This is a genomic window from Leptospira kemamanensis (assembly GCF_004769665.1).
Taxonomy (GTDB): Bacteria; Spirochaetota; Leptospiria; order Leptospirales; family Leptospiraceae; genus Leptospira_A; species Leptospira_A kemamanensis.
This window is the reverse complement of the sequence record NZ_RQGG01000032.1, coordinates 341,400-355,643: the sequence shown is the minus strand read 5'-3', so window position 1 is coordinate 355,643 and position 14,244 is coordinate 341,400. Positions and strand designations below refer to the sequence as shown.

At 40.7% G+C, this 14,244-nt stretch carries 9 protein-coding genes; 4 read left to right on the top strand and 5 right to left on the bottom strand.

The annotated features are described in order from the left end of the window. The first annotated feature begins 29 nt into the window (after positions 1-29). Together EHQ59_RS11780 and EHQ59_RS11775 are read left to right on the top strand one after the other, a co-directional pair. Positions 30-2,528, top strand: a complete 2,499-nt coding sequence (locus EHQ59_RS11780) for a sulfatase family protein (protein WP_135619837.1) — start codon at positions 30-32, stop codon at positions 2,526-2,528. Positions 2,529-2,576: 48 nt separating this feature from the next. After that, on the top strand, positions 2,577-3,845 hold the full coding sequence (locus EHQ59_RS11775) for a lysophospholipid acyltransferase family protein (protein WP_135619836.1): 1,269 nt from the start codon (positions 2,577-2,579) through the stop codon (positions 3,843-3,845). On the opposite strand, the gene EHQ59_RS11770 is transcribed toward EHQ59_RS11775, so the two are convergent. Beyond that, positions 3,842-5,278: an OmpA family protein gene (locus EHQ59_RS11770; RefSeq protein WP_135619835.1), complete on the bottom strand. Its 1,437-nt coding sequence runs from the start codon at positions 5,276-5,278 to the stop codon at positions 3,842-3,844. The genes EHQ59_RS11775 and EHQ59_RS11770 overlap by 4 nt on opposite strands. 107 nt (positions 5,279-5,385) lie before the next feature. Between EHQ59_RS11770 and EHQ59_RS11765 the strand changes: the two genes are divergently transcribed. Continuing rightward, complete coding sequence (locus tag EHQ59_RS11765) at positions 5,386-6,297, top strand: phosphate ABC transporter substrate-binding protein (protein WP_135619834.1); 912 nt, start codon at positions 5,386-5,388, stop codon at positions 6,295-6,297. A 398-nt stretch (positions 6,298-6,695) separates the two neighbouring features. Then, positions 6,696-10,076, top strand: coding sequence for a chitobiase/beta-hexosaminidase C-terminal domain-containing protein (locus EHQ59_RS11760; protein WP_135619833.1), 3,381 nt, complete (start codon positions 6,696-6,698; stop codon positions 10,074-10,076). Between the two features lie 144 nt (positions 10,077-10,220). Here EHQ59_RS11760 and EHQ59_RS11755 read toward each other — a convergent pair whose 3' ends face one another. Genes EHQ59_RS11755 through EHQ59_RS11740 form a run of 4 tightly spaced genes read right to left on the bottom strand, consistent with a single transcriptional unit; the run spans position 10,221 to position 14,240 of the window. Next, entirely contained in the window at positions 10,221-11,753 is a 1,533-nt protein-coding gene (locus tag EHQ59_RS11755) for an NHL repeat-containing protein (RefSeq protein ID WP_135619832.1), read from the bottom strand. Then, the gene (locus EHQ59_RS11750; RefSeq protein ID WP_135619831.1) at positions 11,726-13,222 is read right to left on the bottom strand and encodes an adenylate/guanylate cyclase domain-containing protein; all 1,497 of its coding nucleotides are present in this window, start codon (positions 13,220-13,222) and stop codon (positions 11,726-11,728) included. Before EHQ59_RS11750 ends, EHQ59_RS11755 begins: the two co-directional genes overlap by 28 nt. Further along, positions 13,219-13,731: a hypoxanthine phosphoribosyltransferase gene (hpt, locus tag EHQ59_RS11745; RefSeq protein ID WP_135619830.1), complete on the bottom strand. Its 513-nt coding sequence runs from the start codon at positions 13,729-13,731 to the stop codon at positions 13,219-13,221. The genes EHQ59_RS11750 and hpt overlap by 4 nt, the downstream gene beginning before the upstream one ends. Beyond that, entirely contained in the window at positions 13,728-14,240 is a 513-nt protein-coding gene (locus tag EHQ59_RS11740; RefSeq protein ID WP_135619829.1) for a SixA phosphatase family protein, read from the bottom strand. Before EHQ59_RS11740 ends, hpt begins: the two co-directional genes overlap by 4 nt. Positions 14,241-14,244: the final 4 nt, after the last annotated feature.

Sequence of the window (14,244 nt, the reverse complement as noted above, 5' to 3'; positions counted from 1 at the left end):
AGGAAAGCTGTTTTGCAAACTGGTTCCAAATGCGAAAGATCCTAACCTTCGCCCCCATCCTTTGTTTTTGTCTCATTCAGTGTTTGAACAATTCGGAATCCCGTTTCCCAGTGGATTTGGTTTTGGAATTAAAACACGCTCGTTCCAAAATCAAAATTGCGAAGGACCTTCTCCCTTACCATTGGAAAAAAAATCCAGGAAGGCAAAGTGACCTTCCTCTCTCGCGCAAATGGGAAAACACACAGATCACCTTTAATACAAACAAAGAGATATTTTTAAACCATTCGTTAGATGCGATTTATTTTCCTCCAGGCCAGGAATACCAATTTACCCTTCCCAAAGGGACCTATCAATTTTCTTCGTTAGTGGGTCTGTTAGGCGAATATGAATTTCAATCTTCGGTAAAAGGAAAATTGAAGTTCTATTCCCAGTCAAACCTCCTCAAGGAATGGGATTTTTCCGGAACCACAAAAGAACAATGGATCAAAAAAGAAACTTCTGTGACACTTGATGGGGATTTACGACTTGTTTGGGAAAGTCGGGACAGTCATCTTTTTGTCGGTGAACCTTTGTTATATCCAGATGGTTTTGGTGAGTCAAAGAAAATTTCCGAAAAACCCAAATCCGTCATTCTCATCGTAATTGATTCGGCAAGAAAAGATTTTTTAGGTGCCTATGGATATCGTCATTCCGTCACACCTGTCCTTGACCAGTTGGCAAAGGAATCTGTTTTTTTTGAAAATCCGTTCGCCAATGGAAATTGGACAAAACCTTCCATGATGTCTTTTTTCCATTCGGAATATTCGTCTAACCTTGGTTTGGGGAATTCTTGGTTTTCGACCAAACCTTACCAACGAAAAGTGTATTATGGGAAAAAAAGAGACAATTTAGCCAAAACCTTTCGAGAAGCCGGGTATTATTCCAAAACGATTATGAATAATGTTTTCTTTTTGGATTATACCACTGTGGGTTTGGATTTGGGATTTCACAATTCCTTCCAAGTGGGGATGGACATAGTTGATACAGAAGTTCTCACAAACCATGCAATTGAGTTTGTGTCTGAAAAAAAAGACATTCCTTATTTTTTACATTTTAATTTGAACACTCCACATGCTTCCTATTCACCTCCTCCTGAAGATATGAAAGCAGTTAGAAGCATTGTTCCTGATTCGGAATTTTTTCGATATGAATCTCCCGTAAAACGTTACTTAGGGGAGATGCATTATACTGACAGAGAAATTGGTCGATTGGTGAACAAACTAAAAGAACTCGGCACTTACGAAGAAACGATGATCATCGTAACGGGGGATCATGGCGAACTTTTCAGTCCCGAACACGATTATAGTTACCACTTCATTATGCAAACCAGGTTTGGACATGGGGAAACTCATTATGATGAAGAAATCAATGTGCCTTATTTTATCAAATTACCTAAGTCTATCGCAGAAACTGTGGTGGTTGGAAAAGACAAATCACTGTTTAGCGAAGATCATAATTCTTTGCCCCATCGTTACCCGATTGTCAAACGTATGCCCATCCAAAACAAAATGGGAAAAGAATCAGTTTCCCAAATCGATGGAATCAAAAATTCGCAATCTCAAACGCAAATCCGAATTCCTGGGCAGTCCTCTTTAATGTCCTTGGCACCGACCATCCTTGGATTTTTGGATTTAAAACCAGAGAATGCAACTTACCAAGGTGTCGATTATGCGACCTGCATTTTACAATCCAATTCTTGTCCCACGGAGAAGTTTATTTATACAGAAGGACGAATGTCGGAATCCGTACGCACAGAATCTTATAAGTACATCCGTCGTTATCCTGGATTTACGACCGTTAGGCGAACTTCAGCGGGGGAACCCCATACGATGGCCGAAGAATTGTACGACTTACAAAAAGATCCAAAAGAATTACGAAACTTAAGTTCTGAAAAAGAAGGAGAAACTCTTTTGTTACAAGCAAGAGCCGACTTCCGACGAGAAAATTTTCTGAAACGAAATGGACTTAGGATTTGGATCCCACCTTGTGAGGAAGCGATCTGTCGTGACTATTTGTCTTTGAATGTGCAAGGTTCGATTTATGATTGGGTCGCACCAGAAACGGTGCAAATTTCTTCCGGTTCTGCGAAAACTATTTCGGTAGCAAAAGAGACTCGGGACACAAGAGAATCAATAGAAGCAAGGGATCACAAGACTTCCCTTGAAACCAAAACCAAAAAGACGATCCAACCAGAAGAAATCATTCTGAAAACAGTGAACCCCGAACTCGGTGCTTTCTTTCAATTCACGCGGAATGGAAAAACGATCCCTGTTCGTTTTGGAAGGTATGGATTGGAATACCAAAGGTCCATGAATCATATCGAAGACTTAATTGTTTCGGAACGACAACCTGATGGACTCTTGCAATCTCCTCTACCATGGATATACAACGATGGTGCCTTCAGTGGATCGGGAGAGTCTGAGGTGCAAAAAGAGATGGGAAAGGAAGTAAAAAAAATATTAGAAACATGGGGTTACATTCACGAATAATTGCTCGTAGGGAATATGGCATTTTCCTTAGTCTAAATACACAGTTCTATGAAAGATACCTTTATCGCTCCTCGATTTGAATTTCCTGTTGCTTTGGGATTGGATTTGGGGTTCCCCATCCTCACAAAACTTTTGTTTAACTTAGATGGAGTGGTGATTTCCAAAGAAGATGAACTTCGTTTGAAAGAAACAAAAGACAAACGAGTTGTGTATCTTTTGAATCAACCGACAGAAATGGAATCCATAGTTGCTTACCAAGTGGCCAATTCCATCGGAACACGATTTCATTATATGGCTTCCCGAAGTATTTTTAATTGGGGATTTGGAATTGTCGGGGAGCTTATCAAACGTGTCGGTGCGTTTTCAGTATTACATGGTAGTTCCAATCGAAAAATGATTCGTACCACCAAACAAATATTATCCGAAAAAGATGGTAAGTTGGTGATGTATCCCGAAGGGATCATGTCGGGGGAAAATGATAACTTGGTTTCCTTTTTGCCAAGTACGGCCCAACTCATCTATTGGGGTCTGGAAGAAGCCAAAAAAAAAGATCCTCATGCAGAACTCTATTTGCAACCAACCTTCGTAAAATATAAAATTACGGGAACACGTGATTCCATCTTAAAAGACATTGAAACATCTTTATCGCGCATCGAACGTAAGTTAAAGTTATACCCTGGTGGAAGGACTGTTCTCCGAAGGTTTTTGACTGTGGGACGAGTGATGTTAGAAGAAACGGAATTTGAATTGGGAATTCCCAAATCGGAAATCAATGGAAAGGATTTTGATTACCGTCTTGGAAGGGCAAGGCATACTGCTCTCAACCTGGCAGGCCAAATTTTAAAAATTAAATTCCAAGATACCGACAATGCCATTCAAAAAATACGGGTTTTATTCCATGCCTTGGACCGAATTGATGCTGGGATTCCATTGGAGTCTACCCCCAAACACCTAACGGACCAAAATATCCGTCGTGCCAAACAATTGGTCGAAACAGCTTATGCCTTTCTCATCACACAACCAAAAAGTCTCATCCAATGGCCTTCCGCAGAACGCCTCATGGAATGGATTTGTAGTTTTGAAAGGCATATCTATGGAAAGTCAGAGATGCGAGCGAAAAAAGCCTATGTTTACGCATCACGATCCATTCCGCTAACACCTTATTTTGAAAAGTACAAAACAAATAAAAAAGAAAGTTATCATTTGTTACTCGGTGATATCCGAAAGGAAATGGAAAAACTACTGGAACGTGGGAAAAAGGAAAGTGAACCTCTTGTCCCTCCATACTCAGTGGGACTTGATTTACAAATTGGTTAATCTAAAACGAGAGTAATTTCTACTCTTCTATTTTTGTGACGATTTTCTTCCGAGTCATTTGGTGCGACAGGTAAATCATCAGCATACCCGCGAAAGGAAATGTGTTTTTCATCCATTTTGTGATTGTCAACTAATGAATGTAAGACGGACTTAGCTCGTTCTTCCGAAAGTTTTTGGTTGTATTCTTTTTTCCCAATATTGTCAGTGTGACCAGAAACTCGAATTTCACGATCGGGGTATTTTTTTAAGATCTCGGCAATTTTCGCAACTGCCGATTCTGCATCGGGTTTCAATTTGCTATCGTTAAAATCAAACAAAATCGAATCTAAAGAAAACACAATTCCGTCTTCTGTAGTACGAACCTTGACAGGTAGTTGGTCTGCAATTTTGTCTTTTTCCTCACCGTCTAGAGGGGAGATGACATTAGGATCTGGGTTTTCGTTTGTTGTTAGCTTGCCAGTTGGATCTGCCATCAGATTTGGATTCGACTCTCGATTGGGAGAACCGAGTGAACTTGTCTTTGGGTTTGTGTATCCAGGACGAACCCCTGGGCCTATCCGAAGGCCATTGGGTAATCCATCCCTTTTGTAACCAACAATCAAATCATTTAAGATGTCTTCCCGGATGGACTCTTTGTCTTTGGCATTTACTTGGTTTCGTAAAAAATACACTCCCTTGATATGAAAGTTTGCTTCTTGGACGGTTCCATTTGGATAAATAAACGTATAAGAAAGTTTTACTTCTTTAAATTCAGGAACACCTCGTTCCGCATTAAAAAATACAGTGCCATTTGCAAACCCAAAGATCTTATAAGGTACGTTAGGTGCCATTTTTTCGGTTTCAGGTTTGTTATAAAAAATGGGATAGGTATAGGTGATCTTTTCACAAGTACCTGAATAGTTCCCTTCTTTCCATGGAAAAATCCCTTGGAAGGTGTATTCAGGTGTGACTTTTACTCGGATGCGTTCCGAGGTAAAATCAAAGGACTCTTCCGCCGGTAATTTCCATACATCGGAAACTGCCACAGGAGTTTCAGGAAATGAGGGAAAACTTCGTAGATTGGGCATCGTAAATTCGTTTGGCACTTCGTAACGACCATTGCGAAAGAGAGTGAAATCTGATAAAAATTCTTTGTCCTTCCAAAACGGTCCCGATGTTTTGCCATACCGCATGTATGTATCGAACCAAGCATTCACCAAACAAGAGTCTTGCGAACATTGTTTGGTTTTCATCACCACCCGGTTTTTATCTTCTCGTTCTACCGTTTTGGTTCCTACCCGAAAGAAAACATCATGGTATTCATTGAGTTCCAATACCTGGTTATTCGTCCATTTCCATTGGAACTGGGTTTTCAGTGTCGGACCCGCAATCAAATCCAATACAGGAAGGATTGTTACAATACAAATGAGGAAGGAATGGGCTTTGGTCTTCACCTTGCAAAGATCGGGGTTTTTTTCGAAAAACTGAGAGGAGATTTGGAAAAAACAATGGGTTTTTTGAGATTGACGGAGGATTGAATTTGGGCTTTACCTGATTTACGATGAAAAACCTTTCTTTGCTTTTTTACATTTTGATTACAATTCATTTTGTCGCCTGTAAGGACAAACAAACCTTAAAAGTTGCTGGATCCGAAACCATGAACAGCATGATGCGATTTTTAGGAACAGAATATGAAAAGGTAAATTCAGAGATTCGTGTAACAGTCGAAGGTGGTGGTTCGGAAGCGGGTATTGACCGTTTGCGAAAGGGAGAAATTGATATGGCAGTTTCTTCGCGCGACTTAAACCAAGCAGAATTTGATGACTTACGAAAAACAGGAAACTTAGAAAAAGTTCGCCTTGCTTACGATGGTGTGGCTCTTGTTGTGAATCCAAACAATCCTGTTTCTAAATTACACTTGGTACAAACTTCCGAAATCTTTTCTGGAAAAATCAAAAATTGGAAAGAAGTAGGGGGACAAGATGCACCCATCGCCATTGTGATTCGCAATGACAAATCCGGAACCCAAGACTATTTTCAAAATCATATTTTAAAACGCAGAGATTTGGGGGAAAAAGAATTTAATGCCTTCAAATCCAATGTGTTCTCATCCAATGCCAAAATTGTAAAAGACAATGCAGAGATGGCAAAGTACATCCAAGAAAATCCCAATAGCATTGGTTATATGGGTATGGGTTCTGCTCTTGTGGATCACAAAGATAAATTAAAAACCCTAGAATATGCAAAAACAAACAAAGATCCTTTTGTGACTCCATCCATTCGCAATGTGTATGATCGCAAATACAAACTAGCACGCGAATTGTTTATCATCTACAAAACAGACCAAGGTGATAAAATTGATGCGTTTGTGACTTACCTCACAAGCGAACAAGGACAGGTGGCAGTGTTACAATCAGGGTATTTGCGATCTTCGTTACCAGAAGTGGAAGTGTCTGCCGAGCCAGTGAAGTAGGGAGGGGAGTCTTCTCTTTTAACCTGTCTCTATCCAATGAGACAGGAGTTCTGTGATCAAGTTCCAACTGAAAATTAGAATGGAGTCGAGCGAGTAAGTTCGCCAATCCATAATCTTTCCCATAACAACATCTCCTTTCTTTCGATTCCAAATCCTTTTCCAGTCGATTTCCGAATCTTCGTTTGGATAGGAAATACCAGCAAATCCTTGTTAATGTAAAAATTCCTCCAGTATACAAACATTATAAAACACTCAAACCGCTAAAAACGGTGCAAAGACGTTTTCAGAACGTTTTTAACAGAATTTTTGAAAAATTTTGTTACGGTCTTTGAAATTTGCTTTAATCCCGACTACTCAAAGAAAAATTCAGATTCAAACTTTTATTTAGGCTAAAAAAAATGCGAATCCATAAACAATTCCTTTCTCTTACATTCCTACTACTCTTTACCAGTCATTGTTTCTTGTTTTTGCCGAATGGCGAAACCAAAACTGATTTTAGTATCTTTGGATTTCTTTTGGGATTTGTCGGAGGATCTACTCCTTCCTCTTCGCAGGACCTAAGTCCAGGAACGACAATCGATCTTTCTGGGGAAGGGAAAATGGATGGAACCTTGGTGGACTCGGATGGGGATGGAATCTCGGACGGAATCAACCTAACTGGGGGAACAACTCCCAATTTAATCTTAATCGATTCCAATGGAGATGGTGTCCCAGATGCCGTAGATACCAACGGGGACGGACTTCCGGATTATTACATCAGTCCAAATCCTCCCGGATTTCTCACAACTGCCCCTGGTGGATCTGGAAATCCTGTTGTTCTTATTGTTGATGCCAATGGAAATCCGTTGGGCTTTGATACGGATGGTGATGGAACACCTAATGATACAACCATAGTCACCATTTTAAGTGATACCACTCCCCCCACCATCACTAGTTCCTTGTTAACGGGAACATTTTCTTCGACACAAACAACGACACTTTCGTGTACAGACAATCGAGCTCCTGGAGCGATTGTATATACTTTGGATGTTTCCCATCCGAGTTTTTCGCCTAAAAATGGAACTATCATCACAAAATCTTCAAAAGCCATTTCCTTGTCCACGGAAGGAACTCACACCTTACAGGCAATTTGTCGTGACCTAGCGGGAAATATTTCTGCGCCAATTAACTTGAATTATACGATTGATACAAAAGTCCCTGCACTTTCGGTTGTGAGCCAAACGTCCGATTCCGTCAGTGCAAATGGAGGAGCCATCAATTCTTCTACGACCATTTGGAAGTCCGATCGTTCCGGTTCGTTTGTGGTTCGCGAGGGCAGTTCTTGTGAATCTGGTGTGACCATCTCCAATGGCAATGTTACTGCAAACCAAGACCAATCGTTACTTCTCAATCATACTCATTTTACAGGTGAAGGGAATCAATCCTTTCGCATTTGTGTGACTGGCACGAATGGACTCACTGGATTTGTATCCTTGGCACTTCGTCGCGATGATACGGCACCAGTTGTCTCTGCAAGCCCTGGTGGTGGAAGTTATTCAACATCTACTTCTGTTTCTTTATCCTGCACTGACACTGGTGGATCAGGTTGTGATCAAATCGCCTATGCAGTGCAAGTTGGTTCGGCTCCTACGAATCCTTCACTGCAAGGAACAACAGGAGTGGTGACAAGTGGTGTCTTATATGCATCCGCAATCTCGATGTCAGATGCATCAGTCACCTATACAAAATTTGTCGCACGTGATAAAGCAGGAAATGTATCTGCTGTGAGTTCTCAAAATTATACTGTCGATACACAAGTAGCTACCATTACGGTAAATTCTCATACAGCTGCGATCAATGGAACATCAAATATATCCATCAATTGGCAGAGTAATCAATCCGGAGCTTACCAAATTCGAGTAGGTGGTTCCAATTGTTCCAATGGTACGGCATTAATCCAAACAGGGAATAATGCCAATGTCATTGGCAATGTGACAGCTTCCTCTGCAACAACATCTACCATTGCAAATTCTCATTTAACTGAAGGGAGTAATACAATTCGAATTTGTGTCGCAAACCTTGTTGGTAATTTTGGATCTAATTCCATCGCAACAAGAAAAGACACGTCAGCTCCCGTGATCGCCATGGCATCGCCCACAGGAACAGGTCCATTTGCTTCCGGAGTCCAATTGGAACTGAGTTGTTCCGATGCTGGCGGGAGTGGTTGTGACAAAATCATCTATACGACAAACGGATCGGAACCAAGTTTTGACGCCAATGGTGTTGTGACGAATGGAATTGTATATTCATCACCAGTAGCACTTGCCAATGGGAGTAACCAAATCAAATACTTAGCTCGTGATTTAGCAGGAAACTTAAGTAATACTGGAAATCAAAGTTTCCAAGTTGGTCCACCGAATCCGCCTGCCTTTGTCGAAGCACAAGCCGGTGGAACGAGTGCTTTGGTGCAGTGGTGGCCGGTAACTGGTGCTACATCATACACAGTGTACTATAGCACAAGTCCCGGTGTCACAAGTGCATCAACTAGTTTTGGTCCTGTAACGGATCCAATTGCATCCATAACTGGTTTAAGTAGTAATACTTTGTATTACTTTCGAGTGGCGGTCAACAATCACTTAGGTACGAGTGCTCTTTCCTTGTTGGAAGCAAGTGCATTAACAACCGCTACACCTCCTGGTACAAGTGAGACAGGGATCCAAGTGGATAATACTGCAAGTCAAGGTAATAATATAGGGATGAATCCAAGTGTTATTATTGATCCATTCAATCGTAAAATTTTAATCGTAACAGAGAACCAATGGATATATCCAGCAAAAGTACAACTATTTAGATGTAATCTAGATGGGAGCAATTGTACGAATTCAGATATTACAGCGGGATTAGAATATGAATTTGGATTTCGCCCACAACTACTATTAGATCCAATAAACAGAAAAATCATTGTTGTAACTGAACGTAATTATTTGGGTCCAAGGATATTAAACCTTTTGATATGTAATTTAGATGGGAGTAACTGTGCAAATACTGACATCTCTACTGGGCTGGGAGTATACATAGCTGGAAATATGCAAGCGAGCGCAATCATAGATCATTTTGATGGCAAAATCAAAATAGTGACAAGAGGCAATGGGCTAAATTTTTTCCAATGCAATTTGGACGGAACAGGTTGTACTTATGCAAATGTCTCTGCAGGACAAACGAATATATTTGATCCAAAAATTGTTTTAGATCACATTAATCGTAAAGTTTTAATAGCAGTTCGACTAAGTGGTGTTATGAATGCAATGCTTGGTTTAATCAAATGTGATTTAAATGGGGCTAACTGTGATTATGTAGGTATAAGTTCTGCGAATGCAGGATATTATCCTGATCCCTTCATAGATGCCTTAAATGAAAAGCTTTTAATTGTCACCGCAAACTATGGAAATAATTATAGACCAAGTCTATTTCGTTGTAATTTGGATGGAACAGGTTGTAGTCATACCGATTTATCCAATGCATTTGGAAACAGCACTGCTTATTCTATCCATGCTGTCTTTGATAGTTTCAATCGGAAATTAATGGTTGTAACGCGAGATGAAGCCCACAGCACAATTCGTGCTAGATTAGGACTATTTCGATGCGATTCAGATGGAACAAATTGCTCATATAAATTGGCAGGACTTGGTGCTAGTTTACTCAATGAGTCCAAGGCTGTCATAGATTCCATAAATGGGAAATTGATTATAGTCTCCTATAATAGTTTAAACTCCGGTAGACCCTCCCTCTTCTTCTGGTAAACTCCCTCCAGACTCCAATGTCCCATTGTCTCACCTCTCAAAGGTGAGACAATGGCGTCAGCACACCCCGAAGTGGGCCCGGTCGGTTGAAATAATGGATTATCGTCAACTAACGAATTGTAAGCGCAAAATTATGAAATAGAATCAATACACCAATATACGATTGTTACCTTGGTCGTTGATGTACAACTGGCCTTGTTGATTAAACGAGATACTGGAAGGAGTAAATAATCCTAACGCATTGACGGAACCTCCCGTACAACCACCAACATTGTTTGTGGCCGCACAAGATAGATTATTGTATTGTCCAAAAACTGCAACTGCCGTATGACCTGTAGATTGGTTTGATTTAGGGAAGACTACAACTCGGTTGTTAGTCGAATCCGAAACATATAAATTTTCGCTTTGGTCTAATGCGATCCATGTTGGATTATTCAAGTTGTTTGATAATGACCCAATATTAGCGTTAGTAAAATTGATTTGCCCATACACGCGAGATGCTGTAGTAGATCCAACGGGAAAATACAAAACACGATTGTTTGGCGAATCGGCAACATACAACCCACCTTCCGAATCCGCGGCCATACCAAATGGTCCGTTGAATCTTGTTTGTGAGGGACCTACTTGGATAGTTGAAAAATTATCTTGGCCATACACACGAGTCGCTGTTGTTGAACCCGGTGGAAAATATAGGACTCGGATGTTATTTGCATCAGCAACAAACAAACCACCGTCAGGTGCTAATGTTACAGCTCTAGGTGAACTAAATTGAGTTTCAGAAGTTCCAGTCCCAGTAGTAGTGAAACTTGTTTGTCCATACACTCTTGTTGGGGTCGGCGAAAGATATGGATAATATAAGACCCTTTGGTTTCCTAAATCAGTAGCATAGAGTCCATTGTCCTTGTCAATGGCGATTCCTCTTAAGGAACTGAATCCTCCTGCAGTGATCGAGTCGATACTACAACTTCCTGGAATGACATTCGCTATGTCACAATTAAAGTTCCCATACTGCCCGTAAACAAGAGAGGAAACATTCGTATTCGGATGATAGTATAGGATTCGATTCAAACCCGCTATGTAGACACCGCCAAAGGAATCAGAAGTGACTCCATAAGGAGAACTTAAATTTTGGTTAGTAGGATTTGTCGAATTCGTACATGTGCCATCATTATAAGTGGCACCACAAGTAAACGATCCAAATTGCCCGTAAACAAACGTAGGATTTGTATCCACGACTTGTAAGGTGATGTTCACAATTCCAAAGCCAGGGCTATTCCTTGTAATGGTAAGGTTCCTAGGGGAAGCAAGTGCAGCAGTGGTGCCTTTGATTTCTCCTGTTGCCGTATCAAAACTCAATCCAGTAGGTAGTTCTCCTTGAATCGCATAACTAGAGTCAGTGCGATGGATTGGTAAAATAGAAACAGGAAAATTGAGATACAATCGATACGTCGAGTACCTATACCCGAAGGGAGGAACGTTCAAAAGTTTGTACCCGCAGTGGTAAGAACCAGAAGCTGTGAGGGTTTGGGCAATCAGAGTGGGTACAAAGGCATCTGACTTACTATCACAGAGATTGTTGAGGTCTTTGGGTTTACAACCTATCGTTAGGACCAAAAAGAAAGTCAGTAGAAAATTGCTTAATATCCATTTTAGCTTTTGATAAACAATGATTTCCACTTGGTAGGTTCCTTCAGTTTTTTTCGACTTAATTGAAAGACTGGTACAGGAGTTCCAACTCCCTTCAAGGTTGCTTTTTGTTTCCGATAAAAGTAACCGTGCTCTTTGACCAGTGATTCAGATCCTGTGGCATTCCAAACAGTTTCACTGAGCCATACCTCACCTGATTTGGCTAGGCCCTGCACCCGTGCAGCAATGTTCACAGATTGTCCAAAATAATCGAGGCGTTCATCATTGACAACTGCTAATGCAGAACCTTCGTTCAGTCCCACTTTCAAACCAATTTCGTAACCTTCTTTTTTCCATTCTAAGTTCATGGTTTCGATCCGTTCCATCATTTCCAATGCAGCCAGAAGTCCTTCCGTGGGAGTGGAAAAGGTTGCCATAATGGCATCCCCCATGGTTTTCACAATGGCTCCTTTGTACTTTCGCACAATCTCTGTTAGGATACGAAAATGTTCTTGGACAAGTTTGTAAGCAAAGATGTCACCGGCTGTGTCATACATTTCGGTAGAACCTTTTAAGTCGGTGAACATAATCGTAAGTGATTTTACATTTAGGTTTAAATCAGGAGAAAGTTTTTGGATCCGGAACAAATCGCGAAACGATTGGTTATTGAGTAACATTTTGGCTGTGAGAAAGGAATGACGAATGGTTGGATATGCATTGGCGATTCGTTCGATCTCTTTGGGATTGGGTGTGAGGACATTCAGTCCCACTTGGAAGCGAGTTCTGTTGTGGATGGTAAATTGGTGTTTGCCAACAGGAATCGAAATGGCATTTGGTTTCATTCCACTTTCCATCAAATCCACGAGGTAAGATTGATTGGATGGTGGTAAATTTGAATCCACTGCAAAAAGACACATCGCATTTCGATCAATGCTTACAAATTGAATGAGATGGCCTTGTAGTCCTCCATAAGTTGCTTCAAAGTTAAAACTATAAGAATCGTCTGGGTTCAGTTTCGCATAATCCTTGATAGTTGATTGAATCCAGTTCCTAAGCTCCGCTGACTTATCAAAGTTTTCAGAAAAAAAATAGCGAAAGTAGTTCTCAACATCGACAAAAGGATCAATTTCATTTTTTTGGAGAGATGGGTGGATTTGGAAGGCAACTTCGACTTGGTCGTCGAGTAGTGTCGGAACCACAATATTACAAGATACACAATGGAATTCTTTTCCTTCGATTTCATCCAATTTATGATGGCTGTGGACTATCCCTCCGCACATCGGGCAAATCAAATTATAAGCAAAGTCAAATAGGCCAACTTTGGCCGCATGCACAAAAAAATCAACAGCATCATTTTCGCTTAACTTGTGTTCGTTTGCAAATTTAAGAGGGTTTACTCGAAGTAATTTCCAATCATCTGATTGGTGAACATAATCTTTTGCCAGGGTTAAGATTTCTGGTTTTAGAACAGGAAATGTTTTTAGTGTATCAAACTTTTGTTTGATGATAGAATCTTTCAATCCGTGCCCTCTAACTTCGCAACATACGGTAAATTGCGATACTTCCCTTTGTAATCGAGTCCATATCCCACGAGGAAATCATCTTCAATGATAAACCCCGGGTAATCCACAAGGATATGGGGATTTGCTTTTTGTTTCTTCCAAAAAAGAGCAGCAACCCTCAGTTCCTTAGGATTTTGTTTTTGGACTTCGGTCAGTAGGTATTCCAAAGTTTTCCCCGTATCCACTATGTCTTCGACAAGCAATACTGATTTGTTTTGTACAGATTTTTTGAGTTCCTTTGTGATTGTGAAGTCACCAGAAGTTGTTCCATCTCCATAGGAAGAAGCCGCCATAAAGTCCACTTCATGTGGGATCGCGATGCTCCGGCATAGATCAGCGGTAAAGATAAAGCCACCATTGAGAATCCCAATGACCACAAGTTCCTTACTTAAAAAATCTCGAGAGATTTCCCGAGCTAATTCTTCTACACGGTGATGGATTCGTTCTTCTGAATACAGTGGTTTCATTCTTTTCCTATTTGCCCAGGGATCCAGAATACTACTAATTGGCAACTTCCCCAACTAAGATTTTTCCAAGAATCGTCAGAAAAACCCAATCCGAGAAAGGATGCCGTCGGGAATTTTTGGAAGAGGGATTTGTCTTTGTCTCCTAAAACCAGCGCAGATCCAAATTCTTCTAAACCTGGATTGTGCCCCACGAGACAAACGGAACGAGTGCTAGTCGAAAGACCATGCAAAAGAAATAATAAATCTTCTTTGTCTGCATCGTAAATGGTTTCTCGAATCTCAGGTTTCGGAAATCGTAAAATTTCCTTCCGAAGAGAGGAATAGGTTTTGAGAGTTCGTTCGGCAGGTGAGACCAAACATTGGTCAAAGTCAAATCGACTTTCTTTTAAATACTCGCGTAACGCCTTGGACTGTTCTTTTCCTCTTCGAGAGAGGGACCTGTCCAAATCGGTTTCATACGGCAAATCCCATTCGGACTTCGCATGCCGCAAAAGATAGATATGTTTCATACGT

Excerpts from the sequence above, each read along its gene's own strand:
- EHQ59_RS11780 (WP_135619837.1), top strand. The coding sequence starts at position 30 with ATGCGAAAGATCCTAACCTTCGCCCCCATCCTTTGTTTTTGTCTCATT.
- EHQ59_RS11775 (WP_135619836.1), top strand. The coding sequence starts at position 2,577 with ATGAAAGATACCTTTATCGCTCCTCGATTTGAATTTCCTGTTGCTTTG.
- EHQ59_RS11765 (WP_135619834.1), top strand. The coding sequence starts at position 5,386 with ATGAAAAACCTTTCTTTGCTTTTTTACATTTTGATTACAATTCATTTT.
- EHQ59_RS11760 (WP_135619833.1), top strand. The coding sequence starts at position 6,696 with ATGCGAATCCATAAACAATTCCTTTCTCTTACATTCCTACTACTCTTT.
- hpt (WP_135619830.1), bottom strand. The coding sequence starts at position 13,731 with ATGAAACCACTGTATTCAGAAGAACGAATCCATCACCGTGTAGAAGAA.
- EHQ59_RS11740 (WP_135619829.1), bottom strand. The coding sequence starts at position 14,240 with ATGAAACATATCTATCTTTTGCGGCATGCGAAGTCCGAATGGGATTTG.